The sequence below is a fragment of the Amycolatopsis sp. NPDC114503 genome, assembly GCF_055633655.1.
This window is the reverse complement of sequence record NZ_JBVKDT010000003.1, coordinates 209,334-227,331: the sequence shown is the minus strand read 5'-3', so window position 1 is coordinate 227,331 and position 17,998 is coordinate 209,334. Positions and strand designations below refer to the sequence as shown.

Annotated in this window: 14 protein-coding genes; 11 read left to right on the top strand and 3 right to left on the bottom strand. The window is 69.8% G+C overall.

The genetic code is table 11. The features are described 5' to 3' along the window. Positions 1-26: 26 nt before the first annotated feature. The 4 genes from ACZ7OI_RS13740 to gcl all read left to right on the top strand — a co-directional run bounded on the left by ACZ7OI_RS13740 (position 27) and on the right by gcl (position 4,715). Complete coding sequence (locus ACZ7OI_RS13740) at positions 27-1,013, top strand: 2-dehydropantoate 2-reductase (protein WP_470264523.1); 987 nt, start codon at positions 27-29, stop codon at positions 1,011-1,013. A gap of 290 nt (positions 1,014-1,303) precedes the next feature. Next, on the top strand, positions 1,304-2,128 hold the full coding sequence (locus ACZ7OI_RS13735; RefSeq protein WP_470264522.1) for a hydroxypyruvate isomerase family protein: 825 nt from the start codon (positions 1,304-1,306) through the stop codon (positions 2,126-2,128). Next, complete coding sequence (locus tag ACZ7OI_RS13730; protein ID WP_470264521.1) at positions 2,128-3,018, top strand: 2-hydroxy-3-oxopropionate reductase; 891 nt, start codon at positions 2,128-2,130, stop codon at positions 3,016-3,018. The genes ACZ7OI_RS13735 and ACZ7OI_RS13730 overlap by 1 nt, the downstream gene beginning before the upstream one ends. A gap of 2 nt (positions 3,019-3,020) precedes the next feature. Further along, positions 3,021-4,715 (top strand): glyoxylate carboligase, encoded by a 1,695-nt coding sequence (gene gcl / locus ACZ7OI_RS13725; RefSeq protein WP_470264520.1) that lies wholly within the window; start codon positions 3,021-3,023, stop codon positions 4,713-4,715. Between the two features lie 45 nt (positions 4,716-4,760). On the opposite strand, the gene ACZ7OI_RS13720 is transcribed toward gcl, so the two are convergent. Beyond that, on the bottom strand, positions 4,761-5,567 hold the full coding sequence (locus tag ACZ7OI_RS13720) for a helix-turn-helix transcriptional regulator (protein ID WP_470264519.1): 807 nt from the start codon (positions 5,565-5,567) through the stop codon (positions 4,761-4,763). Positions 5,568-5,611: 44 nt separating this feature from the next. Between ACZ7OI_RS13720 and cmtR the strand changes: the two genes are divergently transcribed. The 3 genes from cmtR (at position 5,612) to ACZ7OI_RS13705 (ending at position 7,653) form a co-directional block, all read left to right on the top strand. Next, on the top strand, positions 5,612-5,944 hold the full coding sequence (gene cmtR / locus ACZ7OI_RS13715; protein WP_470264518.1) for a Cd(II)/Pb(II)-sensing metalloregulatory transcriptional regulator CmtR: 333 nt from the start codon (positions 5,612-5,614) through the stop codon (positions 5,942-5,944). Then, positions 5,941-6,630, top strand: coding sequence for a cation efflux transmembrane domain-containing protein (locus tag ACZ7OI_RS13710; protein ID WP_470264517.1), 690 nt, complete (start codon positions 5,941-5,943; stop codon positions 6,628-6,630). Before cmtR ends, ACZ7OI_RS13710 begins: the two co-directional genes overlap by 4 nt. 282 nt (positions 6,631-6,912) lie before the next feature. After that, a complete protein-coding gene (locus tag ACZ7OI_RS13705; RefSeq protein ID WP_470264516.1) occupies positions 6,913-7,653 on the top strand; it encodes an SDR family oxidoreductase in 741 nt (246 codons plus the stop codon). A gap of 156 nt (positions 7,654-7,809) precedes the next feature. Here the strand turns inward: ACZ7OI_RS13705 and ACZ7OI_RS13700 are convergent, their stop codons facing one another. Continuing rightward, positions 7,810-8,445 carry a hypothetical protein gene (locus ACZ7OI_RS13700; protein WP_470264515.1) on the bottom strand — a complete coding sequence of 212 codons (636 nt, stop codon included), beginning with the start codon at positions 8,443-8,445 and terminating at the stop codon, positions 7,810-7,812. A 435-nt stretch (positions 8,446-8,880) separates the two neighbouring features. On the opposite strand from ACZ7OI_RS13700, the gene ACZ7OI_RS13695 reads away from it, so the two are divergent. From ACZ7OI_RS13695 to ACZ7OI_RS13685, 3 genes are all read left to right on the top strand, one after another. Continuing rightward, positions 8,881-9,492, top strand: a complete 612-nt coding sequence (locus ACZ7OI_RS13695) for an RNA polymerase sigma factor (protein ID WP_470264514.1) — start codon at positions 8,881-8,883, stop codon at positions 9,490-9,492. Further along, on the top strand, positions 9,485-10,678 hold the full coding sequence (locus tag ACZ7OI_RS13690) for a CU044_5270 family protein (protein WP_470264513.1): 1,194 nt from the start codon (positions 9,485-9,487) through the stop codon (positions 10,676-10,678). Before ACZ7OI_RS13695 ends, ACZ7OI_RS13690 begins: the two co-directional genes overlap by 8 nt. Positions 10,679-10,758: 80 nt before the next feature. Further along, positions 10,759-14,487 carry a S8 family peptidase gene (locus tag ACZ7OI_RS13685; RefSeq protein WP_470264512.1) on the top strand — a complete coding sequence of 1,243 codons (3,729 nt, stop codon included), beginning with the start codon at positions 10,759-10,761 and terminating at the stop codon, positions 14,485-14,487. A gap of 552 nt (positions 14,488-15,039) precedes the next feature. Here the strand turns inward: ACZ7OI_RS13685 and ACZ7OI_RS13680 are convergent. After that, positions 15,040-15,489, bottom strand: coding sequence for a single-stranded DNA-binding protein (locus ACZ7OI_RS13680; protein WP_470264511.1), 450 nt, complete (start codon positions 15,487-15,489; stop codon positions 15,040-15,042). A 189-nt stretch (positions 15,490-15,678) separates the two neighbouring features. On the opposite strand from ACZ7OI_RS13680, the gene ACZ7OI_RS13675 reads away from it, so the two are divergent. Beyond that, on the top strand, positions 15,679-17,976 hold the full coding sequence (locus ACZ7OI_RS13675; RefSeq protein ID WP_470265172.1) for a glycoside hydrolase family 15 protein: 2,298 nt from the start codon (positions 15,679-15,681) through the stop codon (positions 17,974-17,976). The last annotated feature ends 22 nt before the right edge of the window (positions 17,977-17,998 follow it).

Genomic DNA, 17,998 nt, shown 5'->3' with positions numbered 1-17,998 from the left:
GGCAGGATCCGGACCGGGAGGCAACCATGCGGGTGGCGGTTCTGGGCGCGGGAGCGATCGGCGCGTATGTCGGCGCGGCCCTCCATCGCGGCGGCACCGAAGTCCACCTCGTCGCGCGCGGGGCGCACCTCGCCGCGATGGCGGCGGACGGCGTGCGCGTCCTGAGCCCGCGCGGCGACTTCACGGCGCATCCGCAGGTCACGTCGGACCCGTGTGACATCGGGCCGGTCGACTACGTTTTCCTTGGCCTCAAAGCACATTCGTACCCGGACTGCGGCGACTTGCTAGAGCCTCTGCTGAAGGAGGACACCGCGCTCGTCGCGGCGCAGAACGGCATTCCGTGGTGGTACTTCCACGGAATGACCGGCCATCCGCTGGCCGGACGTCGCGTCGAGGCGGTCGATCCCGGCGGGGCGACCAGTCGCGTGCTCGCCGTCGAGCGGGCGATCGGCTGTGTCGTCTACTGCTCGACGGTGATCGAGGAGCCGGGCGTCGTCCGGCATCTTGAGGGCACGCGGTTTTCCCTCGGCGAGCCGTCCGGCGAAACCTCTGTCCGATGCCGGAATCTGGCCGACGCCATGGTCGCGGGCGGGCTCAAGGCCCCGGTCGAGCCGCGGCTGCGCGACGACATCTGGGTCAAGCTGATGGGCAACGTCGCGTTCAATCCGCTGTCCGCGCTCACCCGGGCGACCATGGCGCAGATGTGCGAGCACGACGAAACCCGTGCGCTCGTCGCGGCGATGATGACCGAAACCCTCGCGATCGCCCGGGCCGCGGGGGCGGATCCGCAGGTCTCGGTGGAGAAGCGGATCGACGGCGCGTGGCGCGTCGGGCACCACAAGACGTCCATGCTCCAGGACCTGGAAGCGGGCAAACCGCTGGAGATCGACGCGATCATCGGCGCGGTCGTGGAACTCGCGGACCTCACCGGCGTCCAGGCTCCCGCCTTGCGGCACGTTCACGCCGCGATCGAGCTGCTCAACCGCACGAGCACGGCGATTCCCTTCGGCTGAAACGAAAAACCCGAGAATGTCTACTGTGGACCGATATCTGACCACTGTGGACAGTCAGCCCTGAATCCGCACTCCGCGGCGCGTGCGCGACCAGTGTCCGCACAAGGCGTACCCGCCTCAACGTCTCCGAGTCGAACAGTGCCGCTGTGGATCTTGCCGTCCCCGTGCGCCGGCGAAACCTGTCCGCTACCCGTTGACCGAAGCCTCCGCGTCCAGCTATTCTCGAACTACGGAAGAAAACTTCCACAAAGCGAAATTAGCTGATCGAGATGTGAGGAGCCGAGGTACTCATGACCGGTCCCGCCGGGGAGCGGCACTCGCTGCCCTACACCGCCAACCTGTCGATCCTGTTCACCGAACTCCCGCTGCTCGAGCGCGCGCAGGCCGCTCGGGCAGCGGGCTTCACCAACGTGGAGTACTGGTGGCCGTTCGACAGCGCCGACCCGTCCGGAACCGACGTCGACCGGTTCGCGCGGTCGGTCGAGCAGGCGGGCGTCCAGCTGACCGGGCTGAACTTCTACGCGGGCGACATGGCCGCGGGCGAGCGCGGGCTCGTGTCGTGGGTCGGCCGCGAGGCGGAGTTCGCGACGAGCCTGACGGTCGCGCTCGGGCTCGCCGAACGGCTCGGCTGCCGCAGCTTCAACGCGCTGTACGGCAACCGGATCGACGGGGTCGCACCGTCCGAACAGGACGATCTGGCCCGCACGCACCTCGCGACCGCGGCGAAGGCGGCCGAGGGCATCGGCGCGCAGCTGGTGCTCGAACCGCTGTCCGGCACCCCGGCGTATCCGCTGAAGACCGCGGCCGACGCGGTCGCGGTGCTCGACGAGCTGGGCCTGGACAACGTCCGGCTGCTCGCGGACCTCTACCACCTCGCGGTCAACGGCGACGACCTCGACACCGTGATCGCCCGCCATACCCCGCGCACCGGGCACGTGCAGATCGCCGACGCGCCGGGCCGGCACCAGCCGGGCACGGGGGAGCTGGATCTCGAAGCATATCTGGAAAAGCTGCAGGCGGCGGGCTACGCCGGACCGGTGGGCATCGAATACAAACCGGACGGCTCCACTGTGGACTCGCTGACCTGGCTGCCGTACGAGCGAAGGGGAAACTGATGAGCAGGATCGGGTTCATCGGACTGGGCGTGATGGGCACGCCGATGGCCGCGCACCTGGCCGCCGCCGGACACGAGGTGAGCGGGTTCGACCTCAACGCCGACGCGCTGGCCAAGCTGGAAGCCGCTGGCGGACGCGCGGCGAAGGACGTCGCCGACGCGGTGTCCGGGGCCGAGGTCGTGATCACCATGCTGCCGAACCACCCGCAGGTCGAGCAGGTCGTGCTCGCCCCTGGCGGCGTGCTCGACACGATCGCGCCCGGCACGCTGCTGGCCGACATGAGCACCATCCGGCCGGAGACGTCGATCGAGGTCGCGAAAGCCGGTGCGGCCAAAGGGATCCGCGTGCTGGACGCGCCGGTGTCCGGCGGCCAGGCCGGAGCCGAGCAGGCCGCACTGTCCATTATGGTCGGTGGGGACGAGGCCGATTTCGCCGCGGCGAAGCCGGTTTTCGACGCGCTCGGCAAGACCGTGGTGCACGTCGGCCCGCACGGCGCGGGCCAAGTCGTGAAGGCGGCCAACCAGCTGGTGGTGGGCGGGATCTACGGGCTGGTCGCGGAGGCGATCGTGCTGCTCGAAGCGTCCGGAGTGGACGCGGGCACCGGGCTCGACGTGCTGGCGGGCGGTCTCGCCGGAAGCCGGATCCTGGAATTGAAGCGGAAGTCGATGGTCGCGCGGCAGTTCGAGCCGGGCTTCCGGATCGACTTGCACCACAAGGACATGGGCATCGCGCTCGCCGCGGCGCGGCAGTCCGACGTGGCGCTCCCGCTGACCGGCCTGGTCGCGCAGCTGGTCGCGGCCGGGCGGGCGATGGGCTACGGCTCGCTGGATCACTCGGCGCTGCTGAAGGTCGTCGAAGAACTGTCCGGCCGCTCGTCCGAGGAGGTTTGACCATGGCCCGAGTCCCCGCTATGCAGGCAGTCGTCGACGTGCTGGTCGACGAAGGGATCGACGTCGCCTTCGGCTGCCCGGGCGCGGCGATCCTGCCCCTCTACGACGCGATGCAAGGCCGCGGCATCGACCATCTGGTGGTCCGCCACGAAGAAGGCGCGACGCACATGGCCGACGGCTGGGCGCGCACGACCGGCAACGTCGGCGTCGCGATCGGCACGTCCGGTCCGGCCGGCACCAACATGATCACCGGCCTCTACACCGCGCACGCGGACTCCGTCCCGATCCTGTGCATCACCGGGCAGGCCGCGACGACGAAGCTGCACCAGGAAGCGTTCCAGGCGGTCGACATCGTCGAGATCGCGCGGCCGGTCACGAAGTGGGCGGTCCAGGTGAAGGAAGCCGCGCAACTGCCGTGGATCTTCCGCGAGGCGTTCCGGATCGCGAGGTCCGGACGTCCCGGCCCGGTGCTCATCGACCTCCCGATCGACGTGCAGAAGCAGATGATCGAATGGGATTCGTCGATCGATTCGGCGCTGCCGGTCAGCACGGTCAAGCCGTCGCCTGCGCGCGTCGAGCGGGCGCTGGACATGCTGCTCGCCGCCGAACGCCCGCTGATCCTGGCCGGCGGCGGCGTCGTGCTCGGCGAGGCGAGCGACCCGCTGCGGCGGCTCGCGGAACGGCTCGGCGTCCCGGTCGGCGTGACGCTGATGGGCAAGGGCAGTTTCCCCGAGGACCACGAGCTGTTCGCCGGCATGGCGGGCATCCAGACGTCGCAGCGCTGGGCCAACGCGGCGTTCCTGGAGTCCGACCTGGTCCTGGCGCTGGGCGCGCGATTCGGCGACCGGCACACCGGCGAGCTGTCGGTGTACCGCGGCGACCGGAAGTTCATCCACGTCGACATCGAGCCGACTCAGCTGGGCAAGGTGTTCGGCCCGGACCTCGGCGTCGTCTCGCACACTCGCGAGTTCCTGGAAGCGGTGCTGGCGGCGCTCGACGCGCGCACCGCTCCGGCGCGGGACCGGGCGTGGGTCAAGCGGCTTGGCGACCTCAAAGCCGAACTCCCGCGCAAGGAGGACTTCGACTGCACGCCGATCAAGGCGCCGCGGGTGTTCAAGGAGCTCAACGAGTTCTACGGACCGGAGACCTATTTCGTCACCGCGATCGGGCTGTATCAGATCTGGTCCGGGCAGTTCCAGCGCGCGCACCTGCCGCGGCACTATCAGGTGTGCGGCCAGGCGGGCCCGCTCGGCTGGGAGATCCCGGCCGCGATCGGAGTCAAGAAGGCCAGGCCGGACGCGGAGGTCGTCGGCGTGGTCGGCGACTACTCGTTCCAGTTCCTGGTGGAGGAGCTGGCGGTCGCCGCGCAGTACGACGTCGGGTTCGTGCTGGTCATGCTCAACAACGAGTACCTGGGCCTGATCCGCCAGTCCGAGCTGCCCTACGAGATGAACTACCAGGTCGACATCCACTACGACGTCCACGGCACGGACAACGTGAAGATCATGGAGGCCTACGGCTGCTCCGGCACGCGCGTCGAGGACCCGGGCGAGATCCGGTCGTCGCTCGAATGGGCGCGGAAGGAAGCCGAGCGCACCCGGCGGCCGGTGCTGGTCGAAATCATGATCGAGCGCGAGGGCAACGCCGCGATGGGCGCCGCACTGGACGCGGTGCGCGAGTTCGAAGCGGCTGACTGACAGGAACCGGGCCGGGGCGTGGGTGCTCCGGCCCGGTTTCTGTTGTTACTGCGCCGGAACCAGGTCTGCCAGGGACGCGAGCGTTTCCGCGTCGCGGGTGTCTGGCGTTGCGTGGAAGACCACCAGCTGCAGGCTTGCCGGTCCGGGGATGTCGAGTTTGTCGCTGTGCAGATCGAGGTCTCCGACGGCCGGGTGGCGGAAGCGGACGAGGTGGCCGGTGCGCGGTTTGACGTCGTGCCGGTCCCAGAGATCGCGGAAATCTTCGCTGCTGGCGTTGAGGTCGGCGATCAGCTCTTTCGCGGCGGGATCGGCGACGCCGGGGCCGAGAGCGGCGCGCAGGCCCGCGACGCCGTCGGCTGCCGTCTGGGCCCAGTCGCGGCGGAGGGCTCGCTCGGCCGGGTCGAGGAAGACCGCGCGGAGCAGGTTGCGGCCGACCGCGTAGTTCGGCGAAACCGCTGCGGCGACGGGGTTCGCGGCGAGAACGTTTGTGAGGCGGTCCTGGACGTACGCCGGATTCGTCGCCCAGGTCGAGATCAGTTCGACGATGCTCGCGGGCACGTGCGGTTCGGCTTGGCCCGGTCGCGTCGGGGCGGCGAGCTGATGCAGGTGCCGGCGGGAGGGTTCGTCCAGGCCGAGCGCCCGGGCCAGCGCGTCGAGGACCTGGGCGGACGGGTTCTGGTCGCGTCCCTGTTCCAGCCGGATGTAGTAGTCGCTGCTGATTCCCGCCAGGAGCGCGAGTTCTTCGCGGCGCAGTCCTCGTACGCGACGCCGCCCGCTGTCCGGCAGCCCGACGTCGGCAGGCGAGATCCGCTCGCGTCGGGCACGGAGGAAGTCGCCGAGGAGGGTGTCCACTTCGTCAGTGTATTTGATTCAGCCGCTGCTGTACTGTTTCGGCTGTGCTGATCTCTGAGACTCGCGAACTGGCGCTCGCCCGGCTCGGCCGGGCGCTGGCGGATCCGACGCGCTGCCGGATTCTCGTGGCGCTGCTGGACGGGGTCGTGTACCCGGCGCAGTTGGCCGCGAAGCTGGAGCTGAGCAGGTCGAACGTCTCGAATCATCTTGCGTGCCTGCGCGGGTGCGGGCTGGTGGTCGCGACGTACGAGGGCAGGCAGGTCCGGTATGCGATCGCCGACCCGCATCTCGCGCACGCGTTGTCGGAGCTGACGCAGGTGGTTTTGGCTGTCGCGCCGACGGATGCGTGCGACGAGGAACCGCGGGCAGTCCGATGAGCGAACCCTGCCGGGACTGTCGCGCGGAAGCGGTGTCGCTGGATGACTCGGGCAGCTGCGGTGCTTCGGGACAGTCGCGTCCCGTGGCGGATGCCGCGAGGCGTGCGGTCCTGCATCGGCGAGTGCGGTGGCTGGTTGCCGGGACGATCACGTACAACGTGGTCGAGGCGATCGTCGCGGTGTCGGTCGGGACGATCGCGTCCTCGTCGGCACTTGTTGCGTTCGGGCTCGACTCAGTGGCCGAGGTGCTGTCCGCGGTGGCCGTGGCGTGGCAGTTCGCGAGCGCGGACCCGGAGCGCCGGGAACGGGTCGCGCTGCGGGTGATCGCGGTGTCGTTCTTCCTGCTGGCGGCTTACGTCACGGCCGATTCGGTGCGTTCGCTGCTCGGCGGCGGCGAGGCCTCGCATTCGACAGCGGGGATCGTGCTTGCCGCGGTGTCCTTGGTTGTGATGCCGGTGCTTTCGAGCGCGCAACGCCGGGCCGGACGGGAACTCGGCTCCGCGAGCGCGGTCGCCGATTCGAAGCAAACGCTCCTCTGCACTTACCTTTCCGGAGTGCTGCTGGCCGGGTTGCTGGTGAACGCACTGTTCGGCTGGTACTGGGCGGATCCGGTCGCGGCGTTGGCGATCGCGGCGGTCGCGGTGCGCGAGGGGCTCGAGGCCTGGCGGGGCGAGCACTGCTGCTGATCGCGGGCCAAGCGGCGCTGGACGGTGCGCAAGGTCAAAGCGAAGGCGATGAACACGCCGATCAGCATCAGTGCGGCAGCTAGGTCGTTCACCTGCGGGCCTTTCTTCGGTGGTTGTTCAGGCCGGTCGAGCATGACCTGGCGCGGGTCCGGATTTCGGCGGCGCTCACGCTTCCTTGACTGCACTCCAGCCGATGTTGACGCCGCTGATGCTCGCTGGCGCATGCGGACACGTGTCCGGTAGTGTTGCGGACACGTGTCCGTTTATGTGTCAGGGGTGGGAATGTCTGTGCTGGCTGGGAAAGTCGTCGCCATCACCGGTGCCAGCAGCGGAATCGGCGAAGCGACCGGTCGGATGCTCGCGGCACGGGGCGCGGCGGTGGTCCTGGGTGCGCGCCGCGAGGATCGGCTCGACGCGCTGGTGAAGGAAATCCGCGACGGAGGCGGTCGCGCGGTCGCGTGTGTCACCGACGTGACGCGCCGCGCGGACCTGGATCGGTTCGTGCGGCGGGCGGTCGACGAGTTCGGCAGGCTCGACGTGCTGGTGAGCAACGCCGGGATCGCGAAGCTGGGGCCGGTGGCGGACGTCGATGTCGAGGGCTGGTCGGCGATGATCGACGTGAACGTGCGCGGGGTGCTGCACGGGATCGCCGCCGCGCTGCCGGTTTTCCGGCGCCAAGGCCGGGGCCATCTGGTGACGACCGTGTCGACGGCCGGGCTGAAGATCGTTCCCTCGCAGGCGGTTTACGCGGGGACGAAGAACGCGGTGCGGACGATCCTGGAGGCGCTGCGGCAGGAATCCACGGACGGAGTTCTTCGCACGACGTCGGTGTCGCCGGGGTTCGTCCGGACGGAGCTGGCGGATTCGATCGACGACCCGGGGGAGCGGGAGGCGATCCGGCGGAGGGTCGAGGAGTTCGCGCTGGACCCGGCCGCGGTGGCGCGGGCGATCGGGTTCGCGATCGAGCAGCCGGACGACGTCGAGATCGGGGACATCACGATCCGGCCCGCGGTGCAGAACTAGGGGGTTTGGCGCCGTCTTCGGCGGTCGGTGGCGCGGCGGGCTCGGCAGGCCAGGGGAAGCGGGAGTGCTGCTCCTGGCCTGCCGGGTGCCGGAACCTCTGCGGGACGGGCTCGCCCTGCATGCGGAGCGTGCTTCGGGCCGAAGCGGCGCGCCGGGTCAGAGGCAGGGCGGCTGGTAGCCGTCGATGAGCAGTTCGCGGAAGTCGAGCGTGTTGGGGGTCTTGCCGACGAAGACCAGGCCGCGGGCTTCGGTCAGCGCGGAGGCGAACGAGTACTGCGGCTGGCCCAGTTCGGGAAGCCAGGTCCACGCGTCGGGATCGAAGGGGAAGAACTTGCGGACCAGCTGGCCGCCGGTCGAGGGGATGCGGGTGAGCCATTTGTCGCCGCCGCTCCAGTGGGAGGCGGGGCGCAACTGGACGTAAAGGTCGTCGTCGGCGCTGTAGGTCAGCCAGAATCCTGACGAATGGCTGAGGTCGGCCTGTGCGTCGAACTGGTTGCCCAGCCAGACCACGGCGACGTGCCATTCGTTGTTCTGGAAGACGACCTTCGCCGCGTAGCCGTCGCCTTCGGGGACGAGAAGGCTGCCGGTGGGCGGGACGGTCGTTCCTTCGCCGCTGGCCAGCCACTTCTGCAGCCGGTTGATCGACGGGGTGCTGCATTCGTCTTGCACGCTGACGCCGGGGCGCCCGGCGGGAGCGGCGTGGGCGGCTGGCGCGGAGAGCGGAGCCAGCAGCAGTACGGAAATCGCGGCGAGGACTGGGATTCCGGCCTTGGTCCGGCGAGATGCGGGCATGAATCGGAAGCTACCAGCGGGATTTCCGGCCGGTCAGGGCCGATAGTCGGCTTTCGGGCAGTGGTATGGACCTTTTCGGGAAGGGACCAGACCACTTGCGGCGGTCGGGGGCGAAGCGCGCGGTCGGGTGGCGCCGGGGCCTGGGCGCGGCCGGGTGGCACCAGGACCCCAGCGTGCGGCCGGGTAGCGCCGGGCCCGAGCGTGCGGCTGGGTGGCACCTGGACCGAGCGCGCGGTCGGGTGGCACGGGACCCGAGCGCGCGGCGGCGACGGTCAGGTTTGCTGGGGCCAGCGACGGTCAGGCTCGCTGAGGCCGGGGCTGGCTGCCAGGCGCGATCTCTCGTGGTGACCAGGCCGGGCCGGTTGCCCGGAGCCCCGGGCCTTCGCGTCGCGCGGCCGGGATGAACACTTCCGGCGGCTGCGGCGAATATCCGGTGTGACTAGGGCGGAGCGGTACGCCGCGGCGGGCGCGGCGGACGGTGACGATCGACCGGACTTGTGCGGGCAGGACCTTCAGCCGATCTTCCAGAGCTTGTTCGACCGGCACGCCCGGGACGTGCGCCGATACCTGGCCAGCCGCGCCGGGCCGGTGGCGGCCGACGATCTGGTCGGCGACACGTTCCTGATCGCGTTGCAGCGCCGGGCCAGCTACGACCCGGCACGGGCCAGCGCTCGCGCCTGGTTGTTCGGCATCGCGACGAACCTGCTGCGCCAGCATGCCAGGGCCGAAATCCGGTACCTGCGGATGACCGCCCGCGACCACGGCGCGCCGGTCGCCCACGGTCATGCGGACCGGGTGGCCGACCAGGTCGACGCACAGGCCAGGGTCCGGGAACTGGCCGCCGCGCTGGCCGACCTCGCGCCGGGGGACCGGGACGTCTTGCTGCTGACCAGCTGGGGAGAGCTGGACGCCAGCGAGATCAGTGCGGTCCTGGACATTCCCGCGGGCACTGTCCGTTCCCGGCTGCACCGGGTCAGACGGCTGCTCCGAGCCCGAGCCACGCCGAAGGCCCCGCACAGTCTGGAAGGAGAGCGCGACGATGACTGAGAACAACGTCCGTCGCTTGTGGACGAACGACGAGCTGGACGAGGCACTGAACTCGCTGCGCGCCGAGGAACTCACCGGCAGCCGGCCGTTGGCCGCGGCCAACAAAGCGCTGGTGAACGCAGTGCGGTTCGCCGAAGGGAAAAGCACTTCCGTGCCGGAAACGATCCCGCCGACCGAGTTCAAGGGCAAGGCGGTGTCCGGCGCCGGGCGGCGCAGGTGGATCAGCGCGGTCGCCGCAGCGGCGGTCATCGCTGTCGGCGCCACCGCGGCGATCACCGGAGCCGGCTACGGCGACGCTCCGGCCCAGACGTCCGCGCCGGGGGTGAAGTTCTTGTCGGTGAAGCAGGCGTTGAATACCGCTGCTCACCAGATCCACGTCATCGGCGAGACCCCTGTCCCTGCGGGCAAGTTCCGCTACATCGCGACCCGTACGTGGCTCCTGTGGAACGACAGCAGGATCCCGGCCGCCTTTGCCGGGGAGCAGCTGACCCAGACTTGGCAGCCCAGCGATTTCGCCGGGCAGTGGCTGCTCAAGACCGCGCCCACCGGAAGCCGGAAATGGCTGATCGGCGACGAGCAAACGCTGAAGGCGGGCACCGAGAAGATCAACGGAGGCCACGCCGCCGACCTCAGCGAATACTGGCCGAGCGGCGAATGGCGCGCTGCCGGCGGAAAGTTTCCCGGCAAGGCCATGGCCACCGTCGGCCGGTCCGCCGACGAATGGGGCGCACCCACCGAACAGCGGCTGGCCGAATTGCCGCGCGACCCGCAGAAGCTGTACGACCTCATGGCGGCAGACCTCTCGGTGGTGAACAAGCCCAAGCTCGGCGGGGTGCTGGACATCGCCGCACAACTGCTCAAGACCGGCACTCTGCCTGCCGACCTCAAAGAGTCGCTCTACCGCGCGGTGGCGAAGATCCCCGGCCTCAAGGTGACCGAGCAGGTGGCCAACCTCGACGGCCGCACGGGCGTCGCACTGGGCGTGGATCCCGTCGACGGCACCTTCCGCATGGAAATCATCGTCGACCCCGCCACCGGCGAGTTCATCGGAGAACGCCGGACCCGGCTCAAGCGGGACGACACCGACATCACGACAGCGGGCATCAAACCCGGCACCGTGACTTTCTCCAGTTCGGTCCGGACCGCCGTCGCCGACGAGCAGGGAGTCGTCCCGCCCGGACTGTGATCCCGCCGCGTCACCTCCCCTTCCCGGCCGACCATCCGAAATTTCCCGCAAACCCGGCATCACCTCACCAGGGAGAACTGATGACATCACGGAGACGGTTGACCGCCGTCGTGCTGGCCACGGCCTGCGCGGCGGCGACCTTGGCGGCCGTGCCCGGCCCAGCGGTCGCGGCCGGTGCACCGGCCGCGACCGGGGACGGTGCCAGTCACCAGGTCACGTTGATCACCGGCGACCGGGTCAGCGCGCGCAAGGACGTGCGCGGCCACTGGTCGCTGGCCATGCAGGACGACGCCCGCTCCGGGCACACGCCGTACGTCCAGTTCGGCACCCGGCACGGCGACAGCACCGACTCGTACCTGGTGCCTGCCTCGGCCATTCCCCTCCTCGAATCGGGCCGGCTAGACCGGGAACTGTTCAACGTCACGGGGTTGATTCGTCAGGGTTACGACGACGCCAGCACCGACACGCTGCCCTTGCTGGCCGAGTACCCGGACGGCGCGGCCGCCCGCTCGGCCGCGCCGTCCGGCGCTCAGCGCGGCCGCAGCTTCGACGCACTGGGCTACACCGAACTCGGCGAGTCCAAAAAGGACGCCAAGGGGTTCTGGGCCGGGCTGAGCGCGGCAGGACCGGCCGCGCTCGCGGGCGGGCCGAGCAAGATCTGGCTCAACCACCAGGTGCACGCCTCGCTGGACCAGAGCGTGCCGCAGATCGGCGCGCCCACGGCCTGGCAGGCTGGTTACACCGGCAAGGGCGTCACGGTGGCCGTCCTGGACACCGGGGTGGACGCGGAGCATCCCGACCTGGCCGGGAAAGTCGCGCAGAGCAAGGACTTCAGCGGCAAGGGCACCGTGGCCGACGGCAACGGGCACGGAACGCACGTCGCCTCCATCATCACCGGCTCCGGCGCGGCCTCGGGCGGCAAGTACAAGGGGGTCGCCCCGGACGCGAGGCTGGCCATCGGCAAGGTGATGAACGACGGCGGCTCGGGCCGCGAGTCCGACATCATGGCCGGCATGGAGTGGGCCGCACGCGAGGCCAAGGCGAAGGTGGTCAACCTGAGTCTGGGCACCTATCCCACCGACGGCACCGATCCCAGCTCTCAGACGGTCAACAAGCTGAGCCGTCAGTACGGCACGCTGTTCGTGATCGCGGCCGGCAATTCGGGCCAGGACGAGGGAGTGAGCTCCCCGGCGACGGCCGACGCGGCGCTGGCGGTGGGCAGTGTGACCAAATCCGATGCGCTGTCCTCGTTCTCCGACCGCGGCCCGCGCGTCGGCGACGGCGCGGTGAAGCCGGAGATCGGCGCGCCAGGCAGCGACATCGTGGCTGCGCGCGCCAAGGGAACCGCACTGGGCAACCCGGTGGACGAGAACTACACCAGGCTCTCCGGCACCTCGATGGCCACTCCGCACACCGCGGGAGCGGCGGCCATCCTGGCCCAGGAGCACCCCGAATGGACTGGCGAGCAACTCAAGTCCGGGCTGGTCGGCACGGCCAAAGAACTGCCCGGCGTCGGGGTGACCGCGATCGGCGGCGGCCGGCTCGACGTGGCCGCCGCGGTGACCCAGGCCGTCCGGTCCGAGCCCGCGACGGTGAACACGGTCGTGCGGTGGTCGGACAAGCCCGGCAAGCGCACCGTCACCTACACCAACCCCGGTACCGCTCCGATCACGCTGAACCTGGCCTTCAGCTTGGCGGACAAGGATGGGCAGCCACCCGCCGCGAACCTGGCGAAGATCTCGGCGAACTCGGTCACCGTGCCCGCCGGCGGCAAGGCCGGCGTGGAGATCGCGTTCACCGCGAGGTCCGGCAAGCCAGGGACCTACACAGGTCTGCTGCTGGCCGGCACCGCGGACGGCAAGACCCGGGTGCGCACCCCGATCGGGGTGAAGGACGAGCCAGAACTGTACGACCTGTCGGCGAACCTGCTGGGCAGGGACGGCAAGGCCCCGGGCGAGCAGGACATCCAAACCTCGGTCGCGGTGAATGTCCACACCGGACAGAACTACCTGGGCTACGCCGGCAAGCCGCTGCGTGTGCCGCCAGGGGAGTACACGCTGAGTGCAGGGCTCACGGCCCGCAATCCGGGCGGGCCGCCGGAGATCACCGCGTTCGCCAACCCTGTCGTCAAGGTGGCCCGCGATACGAGGGTCTCCTTCGACGCCCGCCAGGCCAAGCCGGTGACGGTGCACACCGACCAGACGGGAGCCCTCGACGGCGGACTGGGCGCCCGGTTGGAGACCCGTCCCGAGGGACCGCACGAGCCGGTCTCGCTCGGGCTGGCCGCCGGCGCGCAGTTCCAGCGGCTCTACGCCTATTCGACCCCTGGCGCGAGCTCGAAGTACTTCCGCTTCACCGAGGACGTGCAGCTCTATCAGCCGTGGATCGAACTCGCCGCGGAAGGGACGCAGCCGCTGGCGGTGAGCGCGGGCTTCACGCGGTTCTCCGACAGCCTCCCTCCGTCCACTCAGCGGCTGGGCACCGTCTACGGCGGTGCCGGCACCCCGGCCGACCTGTCCACAGTGGACGCCAAGGACAAGCTGGTGGTGCTGGACTTCCCGGACGGCATGCCCGTCGTCGAGGCAGGCAAGCGCATCGACAACGTCAAGGCGGCAGGCGGGCGTCTCGCGGCCTTCCGGCTCGTCGATCCCGTCGCGTCGGCCAAGCTGCTCGGCAGCATGCCGGAGAAGTGGTCGCTGCCGACCCTGCAGGTGGACGGCTACACCGGCGACCGCTACGTGGCACTGGCCAAGGCCGGCGGGTTGACCTCTTCGCTGACCACGCGGGACCGCAGCGATTACCAGTACGACCTGTACTACCCGTCGGCGGGCAGCATCCCCGCCAACCTCACGCACGAGGCGAGGGCCGCGGACGTAGCCGCGGTGACCATGGCCTACCACGGCTACGCCAAGGAATTCCTGCCGATGGTGTACGCGATCGTGGCGGGTCCCGAAGGCGAAATCAACCGGGGCGGAGCGAGTGCCGCGCCGCAGTCCGAGCAACGGCGCTACTTCACCCCGGGCGACTGGCGGTTCGCGGTGCAGGGCGTCGAGTTCACTGAGGCCAGTGCTGCCGAGGGCGGCACCCTCGTCGAGGGACAGCGCACCCTGGCAGCGGGCAAGTCCTACCGCGTCGACTGGAACACCGCGGTCATCGGCCCCTCCTTCGCCGGGCCTACCGCGTCGGGCCGCCCGTGGGTGTGGCGGACCAAGGACTGGGCGCTCGACGTCACGGTGCCGGTGTTCTCCGACGCCTCCGGGCACAGCGGCAGCGCGGACTACCTCAACGGACTGGATGGAGGCACCACCTCGGCTTATCTCGACGGCCAGCTCCTCGGCACCCAGAACTCGCCGGGCCGCGGCGTTTTCCAGGCCCCGGCGCGGTTCGGCACGTACCGGATCACCGCGGAGGCGACCCGGGACAAGCCCTGGTGGCCGACCTCCACGAAGTTCAGCGGCGAGTGGACGGTCGCCCCGACGCTGTTCTCGGACGGCCCGCTGGGCATGCTCGCGGTCGGCTTCGCCCCGCCGGCGGACCTGCGCAACATCGTGCCGGGCGGCAAGGAGATCAGTTTCCCGGTGACCGTGACGCGGCAGGACTCGCCGCCGAAGGTCACCGAGCTGACGGTAGAGATCTCCTACGACGACGGCGCGACTTGGCAACCGGTGGAGCTGACTCCGGACGGTCCGCAGTGGACGGCCAAGGTCCGCAATCCGGCGAGCGGGTTCGCTTCGCTGCGGGCGAAGGCTGCCGACGACAAGGGCAATGCGGTGAGCCAGACGATTACTCGCGCCTATCAGATCGGTTGAGCAGGGCGGGGGTTCGTCGCGTCGGGCGAACCCCCGCCTCCGGCCGCTGGTGGCCGTCCAGGGTGCGCGGTGGCTTTCCGGTCTCAAAAGCCTGGCCGTGGCTGCGTGCCCTCCGGTTCTTCGAGGGTGGGTGCCACCGAGGCACCCTAGGTGACGACGACGGTGTGCTCGGAGCGGAGGCCGACCGGAACACTCGGTCCTCGGGTAATCCGGCAGGGCTCGGGCCAGGCTGACACGCGTCCGGTCAGTACTGCCGCAGCTTGACATTTTTCGGAACAAGAGATCTCCGCCTCGGGGTGTGGTGGTTCGGCGTGGTGAAGGGTTGGCAACTGACGCCGTAGCGCCCTGCCCGCAACGGGATGCAGGTGCTGCCACTGCCGGGAAAGGCGCGCTGGACCGTTCGTTTGACGACTGTGGCCGCGCCCAGCGGACAGGTGGCGATGTCCTTGTGCTGCCGCAGTTTCCGGTGCGGCGGCGCGGTCGTGGCACGGGCAGGGAGCATCCACGGGGCGGTAAGCCGCCAAAGCGGGCGCCAATGAGCGCGGGCGAAGGTCAGAAGGGTGGGGCATCGCCTGCCGTTACCGGGGTGTCGGTGATCCAGCCGTCGCCGGGCAAGGGGCTGTTGCCGTTCGCGGAGCGGGACACTTTGACGACCTTCGCGGTGGCATAACGCAGGGACGGGCCGATTTCGTCGACTAGCAGTTCGACTACCGTCCGGCGTTCGCCTTCTCTGGTTTCGTAGGAACGTTGCCGCAATCTGCCCTGCACGATTACCCGTGCGCCCCGCGTGAGGCTTTCGGCGACGTTTTCCGCGGGGTTCTTCCAGAGGCTGCAGCGGAGGAACAACGGGTCGCCGTCTTTGAAGTCGTTGGATTGGCGGTCCAGGAATCGCGGGGTGCTCGCGACGGTGAAGTTGACGACCGCGGCGCCGGACGGGGTGAAGGTGAGTTCCGGGTCGGCGGTCAGGTTTCCGATGACGGTGAGGACGGTTTCTCCGGCCATGGTGACGCTCCTCTGTTCGGTGCGGGCCCGGGGGGCGGGCGCCGCTTCGGGAATCAGGAGACCATCCGGGTACGACAGTTTCCGGGCTTTTCGGTCACTCCATCGGGTGGGACTGCCGCGGGTTCTCGCGGCGACGGCGGAGCGGTTCCCACCGTTCGGCTGTTGTTCCGGGGAGAGGCGGCGGGCAGCATGGGCGGCATGGCCGGTGGGAAGTGGGGACGGGCGGCGGCGGTGGTGGTCGCGGTCGTGGGGATTTCGGTGGCAGGACAGGCGATAGCACCTGCCGAAGCGGGGGCGAAGCCCGGTTCGGCGGCGGAAGGCAGAGCGGGCGGAAGCGGGCAAGAAGCGGCGGGAGGCACGCCGGGAGACTGCTGCGGCGGGCCGTCATCGTGGACAACCGGGGACAAATCCGCCCTCGGGACGGCCGCCGGTACGGCGAGCCCGTTGTGGTTCACGGTCGCGAAGGGCGTTGCGTCCGAGGTGTTCTATCCGCGTGCGGACGTCGCCAACATGCAGGACATGCAGTACGTCGTCACCGACGGGAAGTCCTTTGTGGACCTGGAACGCGACGCGACGGAACACGTCGTTTCGATGCCGGACGAGAAGGCACTCGAGTATACGGTCACGAACACCGCCAAGAACGGCCGCTATCGCATCGCCACGACGTACGTCACCGACTCCGGGCGGCCGACTCTCGTTACCCGAACGCGGTTTCAGGCGCTCGACGGCGGCCTGTATCAGGTCTACCTGCTGGCGAATCCCTCGATGGCGGGCGGCGCGGCGAATGACACCGCGGCGTGGGACGGGACCGGGCTGACGGCCAGCGGGACGGAGGACCTGTTCGGGGCGAGGACGACCGTGGCGTCGGCATTGCGGGCCTCGACCGGGTTCGTCGCGCACGACAACGGATATTCGGGTGCCGGGAGCGATTGCCTGGTAGACTTGCGGGCACATCAACGTCTTGCGAATCAATTCGATTCCACTGATTACGGCAACATAGTCCAATGTGGACAGATCCCGGTCGGGCAGGACACGACGTTCTCGGTCGCGCTCGGGTACGGGAGCGACGCTCACGGCGCGGCGGCGGCTGCGGACGGGTCGCTGGCGAGCGGGTTCGACAATCTCGAGCAGGCGTATCGGCGCGGATGGGAGGAGTATGCCGGCGGCCTGAAGGCGGCGCCGGGCAGCGTGGCGGGCGACGAGCGGCAGCGGAGGGCGTATTACGTCGCGCTGATGGCGTTGCACGCGGCGGAGGACAAGACGCATCGCGGCGCGAGTGTCGCGGGGCTGGCCACGCCGTGGGGCGACGTCGTGAACGGCGACGCGCTCAACGACGGGTACCACCGCGTGTGGGGCCGGGATCTGTACCAGCAGGCGACCGGGCTGCTCGCGGCGGGCGACGCGGCGCAGGCCAAGCGGATGGCGCAGTTCCTGTGGTCCTCGCAGTGGATTTCCGCGCCCACGCAAGGCGACGGGACGACGTATCCGGCCGGCGCGTTTCCCCGGTACAGCCCGGTGAGCGGGGTCCCAGGGGCGACGCCGCAGCAGCTCGGCTGCTGTGAGCAGCTCGACCAGGACTCCGACGCGATCGTTCTCGCCTGGATGACCGGGCTCACCGACGCGGCGACGTACGCACGGGTCAAAGTGACGGCCGAGCACATCCGGACGACCGGGCCCGCGACGACCGAGCGGTGGGAGGAGCAGTACGGCCGGTCGCCGTCGTCGATCGCGGCGGAGGTGGCCGGGCTCGTCACGGCCGGGGCGATCGCGCGGGCGAACGGCGACACCGCGGCGGCGCAGCAGTGGGAGTCCACTGCGGACTCGTGGCGGTCGCAGCTCGACGGCTGGACCCGGACGACCTCCGGGTACTGGGGCGGCCACACGTATTACGAACGGCTGGACAAAGGCGCCGACCCGAACGACAACGGCCAGATCTGCTTCGACGAAGGGTGTTTCTACGAGCACGACGTGGTCGACTTCGGATTCCTCGACCTGGTCCGGCTGGGGCTCCGCGCGCCGGCGGACCCGGCGGTCGCGGAGTCGGTGGCTCCGACGGCGGCGGCCCGCGACGGCAACGCGCCGATGCAGGTGACGACCCCGGACGGCGACATCTACTTCCACCGGTATCCGCACGACAACTACGGCGAGAGCACCTCGAACTGCACCGGCTGGCCGGCGAACGGGCCGCAGCGGTTCGGACGGCTCTGGCCGGTCCTGTCCGGCGAGCGCGGCGAGTACGAACTGGCCAGCGGACGTCCGGCGGCGGTGTACCTGAAGTCGATGGCGGACGCGGCGAACGACGGCTACTTCATTCCCGAGCAGGTGTGGGATCGCGCCGACGTCGCGTGCTTCGGGCTGGGCCGTCCGACCGGGAGCGCGGGGCCGTTGATGTGGGCGGAAGGCCAGTACCTCCGGCTCGCGCAGAACATGGACGCGCGGAAGAACCTGGAGACTCCGGAGGTGGTCCGGCAACGCTACGGCGGCTGACCCGCCCGTTCGCGACGACAGC